The sequence below is a fragment of the Streptomyces sp. NPDC058092 genome, from assembly GCF_042884935.1.
Taxonomy (GTDB): Bacteria; Actinomycetota; Actinomycetes; order Streptomycetales; family Streptomycetaceae; genus Streptomyces.
In genome coordinates this window covers 685,169-702,562 of the sequence record NZ_JBHVSY010000001.1, presented here as the reverse complement: position 1 = coordinate 702,562, position 17,394 = coordinate 685,169, and the positions used below count along the sequence as shown (strand labels likewise).

Genomic DNA, 17,394 nt, shown 5'->3' with positions numbered 1-17,394 from the left:
CTTTCGCGTGCTTCCCCTGTTGAAGACCGACCGGTCTAAGACCGACCGGCAAATGGAGGGTGGGAGAAGGAGCGGGGCTGGGTGCGTGCAGCTGCAAGGCGGAGGACTGAGGCAGATGGGGTCTCCCCTGCTCGAGCGAAGCCGAGAGCTTGGGGAAGGAGCCATGGTGATTGACGACAACGCGGCAGATGTGCGTGCCCAGCCCCGCGACGCCGCCCTCCATTTGCCGGTCGGTCTAAGCCACGTTGACCCGCTGGCCGGGCGGAGCCGCCTCCAGCCAGGCGAGGAATCCGGTCAGCGCGTCCTCGCTCATGGCCAGCTCCAGGCGGGTCCCACGATGAAGACAGCCGAGCACCACGGCGTCCGACAGGAGAGCCAGCTCCTCCTCGCCCTCAGGCAGCCGACGGGCGACCACCTCGATCGCGGAACGCTCCAGGCCCCGGCGCGGGCGGAGAGCGTACGAGAAGACCCGGAACCAGTCGATCCGGTCTCCGCTGTACCGGGCGACCCCGTACACCCAGCCCTTGCCCGAGAGATCGGGCTCCTCCGGCACATTCCATCGCAGGCTGCAGTCGAAGGTCCCACCGGAGCGCTGAATCAGCCGCCGGCGCAGACCGAAGACGAAGAGTCCAACCGCGACCAGTGCGACGACCAGCCCGCCCACCCACAGCGCGAGGAACATCTCCACCGACCTCCTCGCGTCGTCGAGTAACGGATACCGCCAGAACTACAACCGCACCTGCATCGCCTCAGCCGCGGCACGGTCTGGAGTGGTCTCCAGCTCGGGCCGCGGCTGAGGGTAAAGCTACGTTGTCGCGGTGCGCTAGCGCACCGCCACCGCACGCAGTCGCACTTCGGCGCGCCGCTCGGAGGCGGCGTCCGTGTCCGACTTCGCACGCTCCAGCGCACGCTCGGCGCGCTGGATATCGATCTCGTCCGCCAGCTCCGCGATCTCCGCGAGCAGCGAGAGCTTGTCGTCCGCGAACGAGATGAAACCGCCGTGCACAGCGGCGATCACGGTCCCACCGTCGCTCGTACGGATCGTCACCGGGCCCGATTCCAGCACACCCAGAAGCGGCTGGTGACCGGGCATGACGCCGATGTCGCCGGACGTGGTGCGCGCGACGACCAGGGTGGCCTCGCCGGACCAGACACTGCGGTCCGCGGCGACCAGCTCGACGTGCAGCTCAGCAGCCAAGGGTGGCTCCTCGGGTCACCACCCGGCGGTCATGCCGGGTGTTGGGTCAATTCTACGGGGCGTGGTGAGGGGGACTGGACGCACCCGCCCCCCTCGGTGAGCCATGGGCTCAGGAGACGCCGAGCTCCTTGGCCTTGGCCTTGAGGTCATCAATGCCGCCGCACATGAAGAACGCCTGCTCCGGGAAGTGGTCGTACTCACCGTCGCAGATCGCGTTGAACGCGGCGATCGACTCGTCGAGCGGCACGTCCGAACCGTCCAGGCCGGTGAACTGCTTGGCGGCGTGGGTGTTCTGCGACAGGAAGCGCTCGACGCGACGGGCACGGTGGACAACGAGCTTGTCCTCCTCGCCCAGCTCGTCGATACCGAGGATCGCAATGATGTCCTGGAGGTCCTTGTACTTCTGCAGGATTCCCTTGACACGGCTGGCCGCGTCGTAGTGCTCCTGCGTGATGTAGCGCGGGTCCAGGATGCGGGACGTGGAGTCCAGCGGGTCCACGGCCGGGTAGATGCCCTTCTCGGAGATCGGACGGGAGAGAACCGTCGTCGCGTCGAGGTGGGCGAACGTGGTGGCCGGGGCCGGGTCGGTCAGGTCGTCCGCGGGGACGTAGATCGCCTGCATCGAGGTGATCGAGTGACCACGCGTCGAGGTGATGCGCTCCTGGAGCACACCCATCTCGTCGGCCAGGGTCGGCTGGTAACCCACTGCGGACGGCATACGGCCGAGCAGCGTGGAGACCTCGGAACCGGCCTGCGTGAAGCGGAAGATGTTGTCGATGAAGAGCAGCACGTCCTGCTTCTGCACATCGCGGAAGTACTCCGCCATGGTCAGGGCGGACAGCGCGACCCGCAGACGGGTGCCCGGCGGCTCGTCCATCTGGCCGAAGACCAGCGCGGTCTTGTCCAGGACGCCCGAGTCGGTCATCTCGTCGATGAGGTCGTTGCCCTCACGGGTGCGCTCACCGACACCGGCGAACACCGACACACCCTCGTGCAGCTTCGCCACACGCATGATCATTTCCTGGATGAGGACCGTCTTGCCGACGCCCGCACCACCGAACAGACCGATCTTGCCGCCCTTGACGTACGGGGTCAGCAGGTCGACGACCTTCAGGCCGGTCTCGAACATCTCGGTCTTGGACTCGAGCTGGTCGAAGGCCGGGGCCTTGCGGTGGATCGGCCAGCGCTCGGTGATCTGCGCCTCGGCCTCCGGCTCGTTCAGGATCTGACCGAGGGTGTTGAACACCTTGCCCTTGGTGATGTCACCGACCGGGACGGTGATGCCCGCACCCGTGTTGGTCACCGGAGCCTGGCGGACCAGACCGTCGGTGGGCTGCATCGAGATCGCGCGGACCAGGCCGTCGCCCAGGTGCTGGGCGACCTCGAGGGTCAGCGTCTTGCGGGCGCCGTCCTCGGCCGGGTCCGCCACCTCGACGTGCAGGGCGTTGTAGATCTCCGGCATCGCGTCGACGGGGAACTCCACGTCGACGACCGGGCCGATGACCCGGGCGACGCGGCCCGTGGCAGCGGCCGTCTCAACTGTCGTCGTCATTACTTGTCACTCCCCGCGGACGCGTCGGCCAGCGCACCTGCACCGCCGACGATCTCGCTGATTTCCTGGGTGATTTCGGCCTGGCGGGCCGCGTTGGCAAGCCGGGAGAGGCTCTTGATGAGATCCCCGGCGTTGTCGGTCGCCGACTTCATCGCGCGGCGGCGGGCGGCGTGCTCGGAAGCGGCAGCCTGCAGCAGTGCGTTGTAGATACGGCTCTCGACGTAGCGCGGCAGGAGGGCGTCGAGAACGTCCTCCTGCGACGGCTCGAAGTCGAACAGCGGAAGGATCTCGCCCTTCGTACCGCTCTCTTCAGCAACCTTGTCGAGCGAAAGCGGCAGCATCCGGTCGTCGACCGCGTTCTGCGTCATCATCGACACGAACTCGGTGAAGACGATGTGCAGTTCGTCGACGCCGCCCTCGGCCGATTCCTTCTGGACGGCCTCGATCAGCGGCGCAGCGACGTTCTTGGCATCCGCATACGACGGGCTGTCGGTGAAGCCGGTCCAGGAGTCTGCGACCTTGCGCTCGCGGAAGCCGTAGTAAGCGACACCCTTGCGGCCGACGATGTACGTGTCGACCTCCTTGCCCTCACCTGCGAGCCGCTCCCGGAGCCGCTCCGCCGCCTTGATGGCGTTGGAGGAGTAGCCGCCGGCCAGACCGCGGTCGCTCGTGATGAGCAGAACCGCGGCGCGGACCGGGGACTCGGCCTCGGTGGTGAGCGGGTGCTTGGTGGTGGAGCCGGTCGCCACCGCGGTCACCGCACGGGTGAGCTCGGTTGCGTACGGCATCGACGCCGTCACCTTGCGCTGCGCCTTGACGATGCGCGAGGCGGCGATCATCTCCATCGCCTTGGTGATCTTCTTGGTCGCGGTGACGGCTTGGATGCGGCGCTTGTAAACGCGAAGCTGAGCGCCCATCGATCAGCCCTCGCCCAGAAGCTTGCCGTCCGAGGTCTCGAACTGCTGCTTGAAGGCGGCGATCGCGTCGGCGATCGACTGCAGCGTGTCGTCGGACATCTTGGCGCCCTCGGCGATGCTGGTCAGGAGGTCCTTGCGCTCACGGCGCAGGTACTCCAGCAGCTCGCTCTCGAAGCGACGGATGTCCTCGACCGGGACGTCGTCCATCTTGCCGGTGGTGCCGGCCCAGACGGAGACGACCTGCTCCTCGACCGGGAACGGAGCGTACTGCGGCTGCTTCAGCAGCTCGACCATGCGCTTACCGCGCTCCAGCGACGCCTTCGAGGCCGCGTCCAGGTCGGAACCGAAGGCGGCGAACGCCTCCAGCTCGCGGTACTGGGCGAGGTCGACACGGAGTCGGCCGGAGACCTGGCGCATCGCCTTGTGCTGGGCAGAGCCACCGACACGGGAGACCGAGATACCGACGTTCAGGGCCGGACGCTGGCCGGCGTTGAACAGGTCGGACTCCAGGAAGCACTGACCGTCGGTGATGGAGATGACGTTGGTCGGAATGAACGCCGACACGTCGTTCGCCTTGGTCTCGACGATCGGGAGGCCCGTCATCGAACCGGCACCCATGTCGTCGGAGAGCTTGGCGCAGCGCTCCAGCAGACGCGAGTGGAGGTAGAAGACGTCGCCCGGGTATGCCTCACGGCCCGGCGGACGGCGCAGCAGAAGCGACACGGCGCGGTAGGCGTCGGCCTGCTTCGAGAGGTCGTCGAAGATGATCAGGACGTGCTTGCCCTGGTACATCCAGTGCTGGCCGATGGCCGAACCGGTGTACGGCGCAAGGTACTTGAAGCCGGCCGGGTCGGACGCCGGGGCGGCGACGATGGTCGTGTACTCGAGCGCGCCGGCCTCTTCCAGGGCACCACGCACGGAGGCGATGGTGGAACCCTTCTGACCGATGGCGACGTAGATGCAACGCACCTGCTTGTTCACGTCGCCCGAGCGCCAGTTGTCGCGCTGGTTGATGATCGTGTCGACGGCCAGAGCGGTCTTACCCGTCTGACGGTCGCCAATGATCAGCTGACGCTGGCCGCGGCCGATCGGCACCATGGCGTCGACGGCCTTGTAGCCGGTCTGCATCGGCTCGTGCACCGACTTACGGACCATGACGCCAGGGGCCTGCAGCTCGAGGGCGCGGCGGCTGTCGGTCGCGATCTCGCCGAGACCGTCGATCGGGTTGCCGAGCGGGTCGACGACGCGGCCGAGGTAGCCCTCGCCCACACCGACGGAGAGCACCTCACCGGTGCGCTGCACCGGCTGGCCCTCTTCGATACCGCTGAACTCGCCGAGAACGATCGCACCGATCTCGCGCTCCTCGAGGTTGAGGGCGAGACCGAGGGTGCCGTCCTCGAACTTCAGCAGCTCGTTCGCCATGGCCGAGGGAAGACCCTCGACCTTCGCGATGCCGTCGCCGGCAACGCTGACCGTACCGACCTCCTCGCGCGAGGCCGCGTCCGGCTTGTACGACTGGACAAAGTTCTCCAGCGCATCCCGGATCTCCTCCGGCCGGATCGTGAGCTCCGCCATCTGGGTTCCCTGCTCTCCTTGTTGGGCCCGAAGTTTCTTAAGGGGGTCTGGGGGCCGACCCCCAGGAATCTTCTGCAATTTCTGCACGGCCCAACCGGGCCGCTGGTCTTGCTCTGTTCTGTTGCTGCGTTGTGCTCGTCAGCCGGCCATGCGACGGGTCGCCTCTTCGAGACGCTCCGCGATGGTGCCGTTGATGGCCTCGTCACCGACCCGCACCGCGATCCCGCCGAGGACCGTGGGGTCCACATCGAGATTCAGGTGCATCGGCCGACCGTAGATCTTCGCCAGTGCGGCGCCGAGGCGCTGCTTCTGCTGATCGCTCAGCGGTACTGCCGAGGTCACCACGGCGACCATGCGGTCCCGGCGCTCCGCGGCGAGCTTGGAGAGGGACTCAAGTCCCGCTTCAAGGCTACGTCCACGCGGCTGGGTCACAAGCCGCACGACCAGGCGCTCGGTGGTGGGCCGTGCCTTGCCGCCGAGCAGGCTGCGCAGCAGCTCGCCCTTGGCGAGGGCGGACCCGGACCGGCCGGTGAGCGCGGCGCGCAGTTCCTTGTCGGAGGAGACGATCCGGCCGAACCGGAACAGCTCGTCCTCGACGTCGTCGAGGTCTCCGCTGCGCTGGGCAGCGGTGAGGTCTGCGATGTTCGCCAGTTCCTCGACCGAGTCGACCAGGTCACGCGACTGCGACCAGCGGGAGCGGACCATGCCGGAGATCAGGTCGACGGTCTCGCCGCCCACCTGACCGCGCAGCAGTCGTCCGGCCAGCTCGGCCCTGGCCTCGCCGGCCTGCGACGGGTCGGTGAGGACCCGTCGCAGTGAGACCTCGCGCTGGAGCAGCGCCGTGACGGCGGCCAGCTCCTCGGCGAGCTTCGCCGCGTCGACCGACGTGTTGTCGGTCAGCGCGTCGAGACGCTCACGTGCGGCAGCCAGTGCCTCGCGGCTCGCGCCGTTCATCGGACAGCCTCGGCCTTCGCCTCGAGCTCGTCGAGGAAACGGTCGACGGTGCCGCTCTGCCGGGCGTGGTCCTCGAGGGACTCGCCGACGAGCTTGCCGGCCAGGTCGGTGGCGAGCTTGCCCACGTCCTGACGCAGCGCGGAGGCCGCGGCCTTGCGGTCGGCCTCGATCTGGGAGTGGCCGGCAGCGATGATCTCCTCGCGCTGCCGCTGGCCTTCCGCCCGCATCTCCTGCAGGATCACGGCGCCCTGCTCCTGTGCCTCCTGGCGCAGGCGCGCGGCTTCGTGGCGGGCCTCGGCGAGCTGAGCCTTGTACTGCTCAAGCACGCTCTGGGCCTCGGTCTGGGCCGCATCGGCCTTCTCGATACCGCCTTCGATGGCCTCACGACGCTCTTCCAGAACCTTGTTGATGTTCGGGAGGAGCTTCTTGGCGAGGAAGCCGAAGACGATGACGAAGGCGATGAAGCCAATGACGAGCTCAGGGACCGGCGGGACAAGCGGGTTTTCCGGCTTGTCCGCCGCGAACTGAACCAGAGGGTTCACGTCAGTGCCTTCCGTCGAATGGGCTGTTCGCGACCGGTCAGGAGGTCGGGTAGACGAACGGCATGACCAGACCGATCAGGGCGAGCGCCTCACAGAAGGCGAAGCCGAGGATCTGGTTGGCGCGGATCAGGCCGGCAGCCTCGGGCTGACGGGCGAGAGCCTGCGTGCCGTTACCGAAGATGATGCCGACGCCGACGCCGGGGCCGATGGCGGACAGGCCATATCCGACGGAGCTGAGGGAACCGGTGACAGCGGCAAGGGTCTGGGACATGCCAGTTCTTCCTTCTCTTTCACGGACCGGCGGGGGTTGGCCACCGGACGACTGGGGGTATGGGAGGCGCGATCAGTGCTGCTCGGCGACAGCGCCCTGGATGAAGGTGCACGCCAGGAGCACGAAGACGTACGCCTGAACGGCCTGGATGAAGAGCTCGAAGGCCGTCATCACGATGACCATCACGAACGACACACCCGCGTAGGCGATACCGATGCCGTTCAGCAGGTACCAGCTGGCGATGGTGAAGAGCAGCAGCAGCGTGTGACCCGCGAACATGTTCGCGAAGAGTCGGACCGCGTGCGTGAAGGGGCGGACCAGGACGTTCGAGAAAAACTCGATGACCATGATCAGCGGCAGAACCCCGCCGAGCGACTTGTCGTAGCCCGTCAGGTTCTTGAAGCCGCCGACGAAGCCGTGCCTCTTGAAGGTGATGCTCATCCAGAGGACGTAGACGATCAAGGCCAGAGCGGCCGGGTACGCGATGACCGACGTCACCGGGAACTGGGCGAGCGGGATGATCGACCAGAGGTTCATCATCCACACGAAGAAGAAGATCGACACCATCAGCGGGACGTACTTCTCGCCCTCGCGCTTGCCGAGCGTCTCGTAGACGATGCCGCGGCGGACGAAGTCGTAGCCGGCCTCGGCGACCATCTGCAGCTTGCCCGGAACGACCTTCGGCTTGCGGAAGGCGGCCCAGAAGAAGCCGACGATGATGACCGTACCGAGGAGCGCCAGCAGCATCGTCTTGTTGAAGTAGATGTTGCTGTTCGCGTCACCGAAGATCGGCTCGAACAGGAAAGAGTGCAAGCCAGGACCCGGGAAACCACAACCGGAGAAGATGTGGCAATCGGTCTCGAAGGCGAGCACCTGTGTCGGGTCAGCACTCACCGCGGGCTCCTTCAGCGTGGCGCATAGGTACGGCAACCTCGTTGTGTCGGCGCGGCGCGAAGCCGCGGTTCGGCACTGGACTGGTGTTACGGATGTGTGAGCGGCAGTCAGGCATTGAGCCTCGCGATCGAGCAGGCGTCAGCTCACATGCCCGCGCCCGCAGTGCCGCAGTTGGAACCGGACGATAGCAGGGTCTTGAACCTGCACTTATCCCGCCCCTACCCTTCACGACTTCGAGCCCGTGTTCTTGGGCTTTTCCGCCTTGTCGGACTCGGGTTCGACGTAAAGGATCTTGGCCTTCATGTGCGCACGCGTCTGTGCGCCGATCCACACGAGAGTCGTCGCGACCAGCGTGATCGCGAAGGCCTTCGGGTTGAACATGGTGGTGTTCTTGAATACGGCGACGAAAACGAACAGCAGGAGGAGCTGAGTCGTATACAGCATCAGCCCCATCGCCTGGAACAGGTGGGGCAGGGACCGCGCGGTCCGTTGCAGGACCATGAGTCCGATCCCCATGAAGAGGATCACCACGATCGTCGCAACGACCGCGCCCAGGGCTCCCTTGCCGCCGGCAACGCCACCGCTGACGGCGGCAGCAACAGCGCCGGCGACAGCGGTGGGTACGGCGGCTTGAAGGAGAGTCCGGACGTCGTTGGACGGCATGGCGGCAGCTCCGCTTGCAGGGGGTGGGCAGTGTGTCGTCATGGACGAGCGTAGGCCCGGTCCGAGTCGATGCCTCGGGCCGATGGACCGTGGTACTCAGGTCCTTCAACTCCGTCACCGGGCTTCGTGAACGGTATCACAAACTATTTGATGAGGTCTTTACCAAGAAAGTGTGCCCACTGTCACACGCTTGGGTGAACCTGCGCGTGTGAGCAAGACAACTCGACGTCTTGTCTGGTATTGCCCCTCGATGACCGAATCCTTAACGCGTCGAATCAGCCGTGTCTCTGTCCGAAAGACGCGAACGGGGGCCGATCGCGGTCGCCCCGTTGACGCCGGACACTCCCACGACGACCGGGGGCCTTTCCTGGAGCTCGTGCCCCTCCTGCCCCATCTGCGTGTCCAGGGGCCGCTGTTGGGCCTCGTCCGGAGCCGATGGTTCCGCGTCGGGCACCTCGCCCTTGCCGCGGCGCCGGCGGTAGCGGGGCGGTACGAACCGTTCCGCCCAGTACGGCGCCTGCGGCGTGAACCGGGGCATCAGGAGCAGGACCAGGCCCAGCGCGCTCAGTCCCATGATGACCAGCACGATCCACAGGGACGCCGAGTGCACGGAGTAGCCGACCGTGCCGAAGGCGATCAGGGCGGACCAGAAGTACATGATCAGCACGGACCTGCTGTGCGAATGACCGATCTCCAGCAGCCGGTGGTGCAGATGGCCCCGGTCCGCCGCGAACGGCGACTGGCCGTTCCAGGTACGTCGCACGATCGCCAGCACCAGGTCGGCGGCCGGGATCGCGATGATGGTCAGCGGCAGCAGCAGCGGGATGAACACCGGCAGCATCGCGTGGGTGGCCTCGCGCTCACTGCCCGCGAAGAGCTTCATCGTGTCCGGGTCGACCTGCCCCGTGACGGAGATCGCGCCGGCCGCCAGCACGAGGCCGATCAGCATCGACCCGGAGTCGCCCATGAAGATCCGGGCCGGATGCATGTTGTGCGGCAGGAACCCCAGACACATGCCCATCAGGATCGCCGTGAAGAGCGTCGCGGGGGCCGCGGCCTCGATCATGTGCCCGTACCAGAGCCGGTACGTGTACAGGAAGAACGCGGCGGAGGCGATGCAGACCGTGCCCGCCGCGAGACCGTCCAGACCGTCGACGAAGTTGACCGCGTTGATCGTGATGACGACCACGGCGACCGTGAGCAGCGTGCCCTGCCACTGGGTCAGCGCGACGGTGCCGACGCCGGGGATCGGCAGCCACAGGATCGTCAGGCCCTGGATCACCATGACCGCGGCGGCGATCATCTGCCCGCCGAGCTTGATCAGTGCGTCGATCTCGAACTTGTCGTCCAGCACACCGATCAGCCAGATCAGCGCGGCCCCGGAGAGCAGCGCCCTCGGCTCGTTGGAGAGTTTGAAGACCCAGTCGAGGTTGTACAGATGCGCAGCGACGATCAGCCCCGCGCACAGCCCGCCGAACATGGCGATGCCACCGAGCCGCGGTGTCGGTTCTCGGTGGACGTCACGCGCACGGATCGCGGGCATCGCCCCGACCGCGATGGCGAATTTACGCACCGGGCCGGTCAGCAGATAAGTCACCGCGGCCGTGACACAGAGCGTCAGCAGGTAATCACGCACGGGCTGCCCCACAGATTTCGCCGGCCATCTCAGCCCACACCTTAACGAGGTGAGACTCATGGTTGAGGACACGGAGGACGGACCGATGGTTGCATGGACCACGTCTACGCCGGATAGGGCGGATATTTCCGGGCCAGCTCCCGGACCTCCGCCCCGATGTCGCCCTCCTCACGCACCGCCGCTCCGAAGAGCGCCGCCAGCCGCGCCATGTCGGCGTCGTCCATGCCCTGGGTGGTGACGGCCGCGGTGCCCAGCCGGATGCCCCGGGCGTCCCCGTACGGAAGCGCGCAGGTGTCCAGCACCAGGCCCGCCGCCGCAAGCCGGGCGCGGGCGACCGGGCCGTCGACGCCGAGCGGGGCCGGGTCCGCGACGATCAGGTGGGTGTCCGTGCCGCCCGTGGTGATCTCGAAGCCCTCGGCCGCCAGACCGGCGGCCAGCACCCGGGCATGGACCACCACGCGATGGGCGTAGTCCGTGAACGCGGGAGTGGCCGCCTCCCCGAACGCGACGGCCTTCGCGGCGACCGTGTGCATCTGCGCGCCGCCCTGTGTGAAGGGGAAGACCGCCCGGTCGATCCGCTCGGCCAGGTCCGCACCGCACAGGATCATCCCGCCGCGCGGACCGCGCAGCACCTTGTGCGTGGTCGCGCAGACCACATCGGCGTACGGCACCGGGCTCGGCGCCGCTCCCCCGGCGATCAGTCCCATCGGGTGCGCGGCATCGGCGATGAGATACGCGCCCACCTCGTCCGCGATGTCCCGGAAGAGCTCGTAGTCGGGATGGCGGGGGTACGAGATCGAGCCGCTGACGATCGCCTTGGGGCGGTGCGCGCGGGCCAGGGTGCGGATCTGCTCGTAGTCGATCAGGCCGCTCTCGGAGTCGACCCCGTATCCGATGAACTCGAACCAGCGGCCGGAGAAGTTGGCGGGCGAGCCGTGGGTGAGATGTCCGCCGTACGGGAGTCCCATCGCGAGCACCGTGTCGCCGGGGCGCAGCAGGGCCGCGTACGCGGCGAGGACGGCGGAGGAGCCGGAGTGCGCCTGGACGTTGGCGTGTTCGGCGCCGAAGAGCGTGGTGGCCCGTCGGCAGGCGATGCGTTCTGCAGCGTCGGCCTGCTCGCAGCCGCCGTGGTAGCGGGCGTCGGGGTAGCCCTCGGCGTACTTGTTGGCGAGCGGTGAGCCGAGGGCGGCGAGGACCGCGGGCGAGGTGAAGTTCTCGGCCGCGATCAGCTGCAGGGTGGTCGACTGCCGGTGCAGCTCGCCCAGGAGCACGGCGGCGATCTCCGGGTCCTCCCGGAGCAGGGCGCCGAAGTCCTGCGGCAGGGTGGTTCCGGCGTCGGAAGGGGGTGCGGCAGGAGTGGTGACCGGCATCTGACGGCTCCGGGCCTGGGGAGGGGTGCGCTTGGGTCAGCTCCAAATGTAGGCCCGGAAGGGGCCCCCTGCGCGCTGTGCGGCGACGTCGTACACCCGCCCGGCCCCCGGGTGCCGGGCTCCCGCGTACAGCCGTCGGAGTGGCGCTGGAGCGACCTGCGCTCGGTGCGGGGCCGGTACGCCGGTGAGCGCGGTGACGACCGGGTCGAGAGCCTGGTTGAACACCAATCCCGACGCGCCCCTCGCACCACTCGGCCGCCGGGGCGGACGACAGAACCGCGTCCTCAGCGACCGGCCGTGATGCCCGTCAGGGCCGTGACAACCGGGTCGAGGGCCTGATTGAACACCATTCCCGACGCGCCCCTCGCACCACTCGGCCCCAGGGGCCTCCCGGGCTTCGGCCCGCTGCGCCGGCCTCCGGCCGCCGGGACGGGCGACAGAGCCACGTCCTCAGCGACCGGCCGTGACGCCCGTCAGGGCCGTGACAACCGGGTCGAGGGCCTGGTTGATTTCGTCGCCGATGGACCGGAAGAACGTGATCGGGGCACCGTAGGGGTCGTACACCTCGTCGGCCTCGACGGTGGGGGCCAGCAGCCAGCCGCGCAGCGCGGCCGCGGCGCGGACCAGTGCGCGGGCGCGTTCGACGACGCCCTCGTCGCGCGGGTCGGGCAGTGTGGCGGGGTCTATGGCCCGGACCAGCCGGGTGAATTCCTTGAGGGTGAAGGTCCGCAGGCCGGCCGAGTGACCCATCGAGATGACCTGGGCCCGGTGGTCGCGGGTGGCGGTGAGCACCAGGTCGGCGCGGATCACGTGCTCGTCCAGGAGTTCCCGGCCGACGAAGCCGGTGGTGTCGGCGCCGAAGTCGGCGAGGACGATCTCGGCGTTGGCCTCCATGGGGGCGCCTTCGTGGCCCCAGGTGCCCGCGCTCTCCACGATCAGTCCGCCCTGCCGCGGATCGCCGAGGCGGTCCACCAGGGCGTGCCGGGTCAGCCGCTCGGTGATCGGTGAGCGGCAGACATTGCCGGTGCTGACGTGGAGGATGCGGAAAGTGTCGGCCTGCCCCGCTATGCCACGCCCCTCAGGGGCGGTCAATTGGCCACCTCGAGGTCGGGTACCACCTTGCGGAGTTCCTCGACGGAGAGCGCGCCCGCGCGCAGCAGTACGGGGACCTTGCCGGTCACGTCGACGATCGACGACGGCACGATGCCGGGCGTCGGGCCGCCGTCGAGGTAGACGGAGACGGAGTCGCCGAGCATCTCCTGGGCGGCGTCGCAGTCCTCGGGGGCCGGGTGGCCGGTGAGGTTGGCGCTGGAGACGGCCATCGGGCCGACCTCGGTGAGCAGCTCGATGGCGACCGGGTGCAGCGGCATCCGGATGGCGACGGTGCCACGGGTGTCCCCGAGGTCCCACTGGAGCGACGGCTGGTGCTTGGCGACGAGCGTGAGGGCGCCGGGCCAGAAGGCGTCGACGAGTTCCCAGGCCTGCTCGGAGAAGTCGGTGACCAGCCCGTGCAGGGTGTTCGGGGAGCCGATCAGGACGGGGGTCGGCATGTTGCGGCCGCGGCCCTTGGCCTCCAGCAGGTCGGCGACGCCCTCGGAACTGAAGGCGTCCGCGCCGATCCCGTACACGGTGTCGGTGGGCAGCACGACCAGTTCGCCGCGGCGGACGGCCGACGCGGCCTCACGCAGACCCGTCGTACGGTCGGTCGCGTCGTTGCAGTCGTATCGCCGTGCCATCAGCCGGCCTCCTCAAGCATGTACGGGTAGGGCGGGTACGGGTCGTGCGGGTGGTGGCCGCCGGTCACGGCATGGCCTTGCGGGCCGTGGCGAACCGCGGCCGGTTGTTCAGGTCGGGGTGGTCGGCCGCGTCGGCCCAGCCACGTTCCTCGGTGAAGATCCACGGCACCTGGCCGCCCTGGGTGTCGGCGTGCTCGATGACGACGAGGCCGCCGGGGCGCAGCAGGCGGTGTGCGGTGCGTTCGATGCCGCGGATGGTGTCGAGGCCGTCCTCGCCGGAGAAGAGGGCCATCTCCGGGTCGTGGTCGCGGGCCTCCGGCGCCACGTACTCCCATTCGGTGAGCGGGATGTACGGCGGGTTGGAGATGACCAGGTCGACCTGGCCGTCGAGCTCGGGGAGGGCGGTGAGCGCGTCTCCCCGGTGGACGGTGACCCTGGACCCCTCGGCGTTCTTCCTGGTCCACTTGAGGGCGTCGTCGGACAGCTCCACGGCGTGCACGCGGGAGCGCGGCACCTCCTGGGCCATGGCCAGGGCGATGGCGCCCGATCCGCTGCAGAGGTCGACGACGACCGGTTCGACGACGTCCATCGCGCGTACCGCGTCTATCGCCCAGCCGACGACCGATTCGGTCTCCGGGCGGGGGACGAAGACACCGGGGCCGACCTGGAGTTCCAGGTAGCGGAAGAAGGCGCGTCCGGTGATGTGCTGGAGCGGTTCGCGGGCCTCGCGGCGGGCGATGGCCTCCCAGTAGCGGGCGTCGAAGTCCGCGTCCGGCACATGGTGCAGCTCGCCCCGCTTGACGCCGTGCACGAACGCGGCGAGTTCCTCCGCGTCGAATCGCGGCGAGGGCACACCGGCGTCGGCCAGCCGCTGGGTGGCCTGGGCCACCTCGGCGAGCAGCAGGTTCATCGCGGTTCTCCGTACGGGGTTACGGGCGGGGCGGGCTTGGGCTTATGCGGAGGCGAGCTTGGCGGCGGAGTCGGCGTCGACACAGGCCTGGATCACGGAATCCAGGTCGCCGTCGAGGACCTGGTCCAAGTTGTACGCCTTGAAGCCGACGCGGTGGTCCGAGATCCGGTTTTCCGGGAAGTTGTATGTACGGATCTTCTCGGATCGGTCGACCGTACGCACCTGGCTGCGTCGTACGTCCGAGGCTTCCTGCTCCGCGGCTTCCTGGGCGGCCGCGAGCAGACGCGACCGCAGGATGCGCATGGCCTGCTCCTTGTTCTGGAGCTGGCTCTTCTCGTTCTGGCAGGAAGCGACGACGCCGGTCGGCAGGTGGGTGATGCGGACCGCCGAGTCGGTGGTGTTGACGGACTGGCCGCCGGGGCCCGAGGAGCGGTAGACGTCGATACGGAGATCGTTGGCGTGGATCTCGACGTCGACCTCCTCGGCCTCGGGCGTGACGAGCACGCCGGCGGCGGAGGTGTGGATGCGGCCCTGGGACTCGGTGGACGGCACCCGCTGCACGCGGTGCACCCCGCCCTCGTACTTCAGCCGGGCCCACACGCCCTGGCCTGGCTCGGTGGCACCGTTGCCGCCCTTGGTCTTCACGGCGACCTGGACGTCCTTGTAGCCGCCGAGCTCGGACTCGGTGGAGTCGATGATCTCGGTCTTCCAGCCGACGCGCTCGGCGTAGCGCAGATACATCCGCAGCAGATCGCCGGCGAACAGGGCGGACTCGTCGCCGCCCGCGCCCGCCTTGATCTCCAGGAGCACGTCCTTGTCGTCGCTGGGGTCGCGCGGGACCAGGAGGAGGCGGAGCTTCTCGGTGAGCTCTTCGCGCTGCTTCTCCAGGTCCTTGACCTCGGCTGCGAAGTCGGGGTCGTCGGCGGCGAACTCCCGTGCCGTCCCGATGTCGTCCCCGGTCTGCTTCCAGGAGCGGTACGTGGCGACGATCGGGGTCAGCTCGGCGTAGCGCTTGTTGAGCTTGCGCGCGTTGGCCTGATCGGCGTGGACCGACGGGTCCGCGAGCTTCTTCTCAAGATCGGCCTGTTCACCGATCAGTTCCTCGACCGCCTCGAACATCTTCGGGCTCCTGGTTCCTTCACTCAAACGTGCCTGCTGGACGGCCTGATGCTGTCCGGCGGGGTAGGGGACGGCCCCGTACCCCGGGCCGGAAAAAACGCCGGTCTCGACGCCCCCCGGGAAGAGGGCGCCGAGAACCGGCGCAGTGGCTCGCTACTTGCTGGCGGAGCCGGCGGCCTTGCCGAAGCGGGCCTCGAAGCGGGCCACGCGGCCACCGGTGTCGAGGATCTTCTGCTTGCCCGTGTAGAACGGGTGGCACTCGGAGCAGACGTCGGCGCGGATGTTGCCGGCGCCGATGGTGCTCCGGGTCGTGAACGACGCGCCACAGGTGCAGCTGACCTGCGTCTCGGCGTACTCGGGGTGGATGTCGCGCTTCAAGGGTTTCTCCTAGATTCGGGAGGGCGCCGGGTCGTACGCGCGGATTGCGCGTCCGTGAACCGGGGCCGACGTACCAGTCTGCCAGGACCGGCCGCATCTCCCAAAACCGGGGGCGGGCCGCACGTATTCCCGGCCCGCGTTCCCGGCCCGCATTCCGGCCCGCGTTCCCGGCCTGCCGGACCCCCGGTCACTGGACGATGCGGCCCGCGGTGCCCTTGTCGCCCGCCGACTTCTCGGTGGCGGAGGCGGGGATCGCCTTGTCCTGCTCGAGCGCCGCCCAGACCTGCTGGGCGGCCTCCTCCAGTGGCACGACACGGTTCGGGTCGGCCGGGTCGTACTGGACGGGCAGGGTGACCATGTGGACGTTCTTCGAGCCGAGCCCCTTGAGGCCGTTCGCGAAGCCGGTGAGCTGTTTGACCGAACCCAGGTCGGAGTCGGTGGTGATGGCCTTGGTCGCCGTGTCCGCGAGGTCGAAGAGCGTCTTCGGGTTCGAGTACACGCCGACGCTCTTGGCCTGTTCCATCAGCGCCTTGATGAACGCCTGCTGAAGCTGGATGCGGCCGAGGTCACTGCCGTCGCCGACGCTCTTGCGGGTGCGGACGAGGCCCAGCGACTGCTCACCGTCGAGGGTGTGGGTGCCGGGCTCCAGATTCAGGTGGCTCTTGGCGTCGTGGATCGCCTGGGTGGTGGTGATCTTCACGCCGCCCAGCTCGTCGATGAGCTTCTTGAAGCCGGTGAAGTCGACTTCGAGGTAGTGGTCCATGCGGATGCCGGACATCGACTCGACGGTCTTGACCGCACAGGCCGGTCCGCCGACCTCGTACGCCGTGTTGAACATGGCGCGCTGCTGGCCCGCAACGGCCTTGCCCGTGGTGTCGCTGGTGCAGTCGGGGCGGGTGATGAGGGTGTCGCGCGGGACGGAGACGACGGAGGCCGCCTTGTGGCCCTTGTTGAGGTGGACGACCATCGCGGTGTCGGAGCGGGCCGTGCCCTCGTCCGCGCCGTACGCGGAGTTCGCTCCGGAGCGGGAGTCCGAGCCGAGCACGAGGATGTCCTCGGAGCCGTTGTCGACGTTGTCTGGGCGGTTCTTGCCGAGCGCCGCGTTGATGTCGACGGCCTTGAGATTGCCGTTGAGCTTGAAGTAGGCGTATCCGAGCCCACCACCGCCGACGACCACGGCGCCGGCCAGGATCCAGGCACCGATCACCGTCGCCCTGCGGCGACGGGAAGGCTTCTTCCGGCGTTTGCCGGTGGGGCGTATTCGGCCACCGCTCCCGCTCTGCTCGGTCATCCGTCTCCTTCGGTCGTCAGCTGTTCCCGGACAGGCCCTCCCCTGCAGCGGTGTTCGGGCACTGGCTCCTCGGCTTTTTCACTGGCTTTGGCGACTTGTCGGCACTTCATACGACGCCGTGGCCCGAAGAAGGGTTGCACAGCGACCTGTCACGTCCAGATGAGGACGGCACGAGGAAAGAGGGGATGCACGGCATGGGTGAACGGCCGGTGATCCGGCGCTCACCTGCGGTTTCTTGCCCGTTACAGCCATTGCGGCGGTACCCGTCACGGCGCCCGGCATGTGGCGAAGGTCTCGGATCGGCCGAAAGGGCCGAATCGACTGCGTCACACCCGCGTGACCCGACGGCACAGGGCCGCCCCCGTCACCGAAGTGGCGGGGGCGGCCC

At 68.3% G+C, this 17,394-nt stretch carries 18 protein-coding genes; all 18 read right to left on the bottom strand.

Going from position 1 to position 17,394, the window contains the following annotated elements; translation table 11 throughout:
* Positions 1-235 precede the first annotated feature (235 nt).
* The 18 genes from ACFVV1_RS03415 to ACFVV1_RS03330 all read right to left on the bottom strand — a co-directional run bounded on the left by ACFVV1_RS03415 (position 236) and on the right by ACFVV1_RS03330 (position 17,006).
* Positions 236-682 carry a DUF2550 domain-containing protein gene (locus ACFVV1_RS03415; protein WP_384454268.1) on the bottom strand — a complete coding sequence of 149 codons (447 nt, stop codon included), beginning with the start codon at positions 680-682 and terminating at the stop codon, positions 236-238.
* 141 nt (positions 683-823) lie between these two features.
* Positions 824-1,198 (bottom strand): F0F1 ATP synthase subunit epsilon, encoded by a 375-nt coding sequence (locus ACFVV1_RS03410; RefSeq protein ID WP_389983679.1) that lies wholly within the window; start codon positions 1,196-1,198, stop codon positions 824-826.
* Between the two features lie 109 nt (positions 1,199-1,307).
* Positions 1,308-2,750, bottom strand: a complete 1,443-nt coding sequence (gene atpD / locus ACFVV1_RS03405; RefSeq protein WP_389983676.1) for a F0F1 ATP synthase subunit beta — start codon at positions 2,748-2,750, stop codon at positions 1,308-1,310.
* Positions 2,750-3,667 (bottom strand): F0F1 ATP synthase subunit gamma, encoded by a 918-nt coding sequence (locus ACFVV1_RS03400; protein ID WP_389983674.1) that lies wholly within the window; start codon positions 3,665-3,667, stop codon positions 2,750-2,752. Before ACFVV1_RS03400 ends, atpD begins: the two co-directional genes overlap by 1 nt.
* Before the next feature lie 3 nt (positions 3,668-3,670).
* Positions 3,671-5,242 (bottom strand): F0F1 ATP synthase subunit alpha, encoded by a 1,572-nt coding sequence (gene atpA, locus ACFVV1_RS03395; RefSeq protein ID WP_266748597.1) that lies wholly within the window; start codon positions 5,240-5,242, stop codon positions 3,671-3,673.
* Positions 5,243-5,380: 138 nt separating this feature from the next.
* On the bottom strand, positions 5,381-6,196 hold the full coding sequence (locus tag ACFVV1_RS03390) for a F0F1 ATP synthase subunit delta (RefSeq protein ID WP_389983671.1): 816 nt from the start codon (positions 6,194-6,196) through the stop codon (positions 5,381-5,383).
* Complete coding sequence (locus tag ACFVV1_RS03385; RefSeq protein ID WP_389983668.1) at positions 6,193-6,738, bottom strand: F0F1 ATP synthase subunit B; 546 nt, start codon at positions 6,736-6,738, stop codon at positions 6,193-6,195. Before ACFVV1_RS03385 ends, ACFVV1_RS03390 begins: the two co-directional genes overlap by 4 nt.
* Before the next feature lie 37 nt (positions 6,739-6,775).
* Positions 6,776-7,009 carry a F0F1 ATP synthase subunit C gene (locus ACFVV1_RS03380; protein ID WP_072483720.1) on the bottom strand — a complete coding sequence of 78 codons (234 nt, stop codon included), beginning with the start codon at positions 7,007-7,009 and terminating at the stop codon, positions 6,776-6,778.
* Positions 7,010-7,081: 72 nt separating this feature from the next.
* Positions 7,082-7,918 carry a F0F1 ATP synthase subunit A gene (gene atpB / locus ACFVV1_RS03375; protein WP_389983953.1) on the bottom strand — a complete coding sequence of 279 codons (837 nt, stop codon included), beginning with the start codon at positions 7,916-7,918 and terminating at the stop codon, positions 7,082-7,084.
* Positions 7,919-8,128: 210 nt separating this feature from the next.
* Positions 8,129-8,566, bottom strand: coding sequence for a hypothetical protein (locus tag ACFVV1_RS03370; protein WP_389983665.1), 438 nt, complete (start codon positions 8,564-8,566; stop codon positions 8,129-8,131).
* 262 nt (positions 8,567-8,828) lie between these two features.
* On the bottom strand, positions 8,829-10,214 hold the full coding sequence (locus tag ACFVV1_RS03365) for an MraY family glycosyltransferase (protein WP_389983662.1): 1,386 nt from the start codon (positions 10,212-10,214) through the stop codon (positions 8,829-8,831).
* Positions 10,215-10,306: 92 nt separating this feature from the next.
* A complete protein-coding gene (glyA, locus tag ACFVV1_RS03360; RefSeq protein WP_389983659.1) occupies positions 10,307-11,572 on the bottom strand; it encodes a serine hydroxymethyltransferase in 1,266 nt (421 codons plus the stop codon).
* Between the two features lie 450 nt (positions 11,573-12,022).
* Positions 12,023-12,664: a protein-tyrosine-phosphatase gene (locus ACFVV1_RS03355; protein ID WP_389983655.1), complete on the bottom strand. Its 642-nt coding sequence runs from the start codon at positions 12,662-12,664 to the stop codon at positions 12,023-12,025.
* A complete protein-coding gene (locus ACFVV1_RS03350) occupies positions 12,661-13,308 on the bottom strand; it encodes an L-threonylcarbamoyladenylate synthase (RefSeq protein ID WP_389983653.1) in 648 nt (215 codons plus the stop codon). Before ACFVV1_RS03350 ends, ACFVV1_RS03355 begins: the two co-directional genes overlap by 4 nt.
* A 64-nt stretch (positions 13,309-13,372) precedes the next feature.
* Complete coding sequence (gene prmC, locus ACFVV1_RS03345) at positions 13,373-14,218, bottom strand: peptide chain release factor N(5)-glutamine methyltransferase (RefSeq protein WP_362204641.1); 846 nt, start codon at positions 14,216-14,218, stop codon at positions 13,373-13,375.
* Positions 14,219-14,260: 42 nt separating this feature from the next.
* Complete coding sequence (gene prfA, locus ACFVV1_RS03340; protein ID WP_389983650.1) at positions 14,261-15,337, bottom strand: peptide chain release factor 1; 1,077 nt, start codon at positions 15,335-15,337, stop codon at positions 14,261-14,263.
* A gap of 153 nt (positions 15,338-15,490) precedes the next feature.
* Positions 15,491-15,715 (bottom strand): 50S ribosomal protein L31, encoded by a 225-nt coding sequence (gene rpmE, locus ACFVV1_RS03335; RefSeq protein ID WP_389983647.1) that lies wholly within the window; start codon positions 15,713-15,715, stop codon positions 15,491-15,493.
* 187 nt (positions 15,716-15,902) lie between these two features.
* Positions 15,903-17,006 carry an LCP family protein gene (locus ACFVV1_RS03330; RefSeq protein WP_389983644.1) on the bottom strand — a complete coding sequence of 368 codons (1,104 nt, stop codon included), beginning with the start codon at positions 17,004-17,006 and terminating at the stop codon, positions 15,903-15,905.
* Between the last annotated feature and the right edge of the window lie 388 nt (positions 17,007-17,394).

Bases quoted from the DNA above. Each gene is read 5' to 3' on its own strand.
- ACFVV1_RS03415 (WP_384454268.1), bottom strand. From the start codon at position 682: ATGTTCCTCGCGCTGTGGGTGGGCGGGCTGGTCGTCGCACTGGTCGCG.
- atpD (WP_389983676.1), bottom strand. From the start codon at position 2,750: ATGACGACGACAGTTGAGACGGCCGCTGCCACGGGCCGCGTCGCCCGG.
- ACFVV1_RS03400 (WP_389983674.1), bottom strand. From the start codon at position 3,667: ATGGGCGCTCAGCTTCGCGTTTACAAGCGCCGCATCCAAGCCGTCACC.
- atpA (WP_266748597.1), bottom strand. From the start codon at position 5,242: ATGGCGGAGCTCACGATCCGGCCGGAGGAGATCCGGGATGCGCTGGAG.
- ACFVV1_RS03390 (WP_389983671.1), bottom strand. From the start codon at position 6,196: ATGAACGGCGCGAGCCGCGAGGCACTGGCTGCCGCACGTGAGCGTCTC.
- ACFVV1_RS03380 (WP_072483720.1), bottom strand. From the start codon at position 7,009: ATGTCCCAGACCCTTGCCGCTGTCACCGGTTCCCTCAGCTCCGTCGGA.
- ACFVV1_RS03370 (WP_389983665.1), bottom strand. From the start codon at position 8,566: ATGCCGTCCAACGACGTCCGGACTCTCCTTCAAGCCGCCGTACCCACC.
- glyA (WP_389983659.1), bottom strand. From the start codon at position 11,572: ATGCCGGTCACCACTCCTGCCGCACCCCCTTCCGACGCCGGAACCACC.
- ACFVV1_RS03350 (WP_389983653.1), bottom strand. From the start codon at position 13,308: ATGGCACGGCGATACGACTGCAACGACGCGACCGACCGTACGACGGGT.
- prmC (WP_362204641.1), bottom strand. From the start codon at position 14,218: ATGAACCTGCTGCTCGCCGAGGTGGCCCAGGCCACCCAGCGGCTGGCC.
- prfA (WP_389983650.1), bottom strand. From the start codon at position 15,337: ATGTTCGAGGCGGTCGAGGAACTGATCGGTGAACAGGCCGATCTTGAG.
- ACFVV1_RS03330 (WP_389983644.1), bottom strand. From the start codon at position 17,006: ATGACCGAGCAGAGCGGGAGCGGTGGCCGAATACGCCCCACCGGCAAA.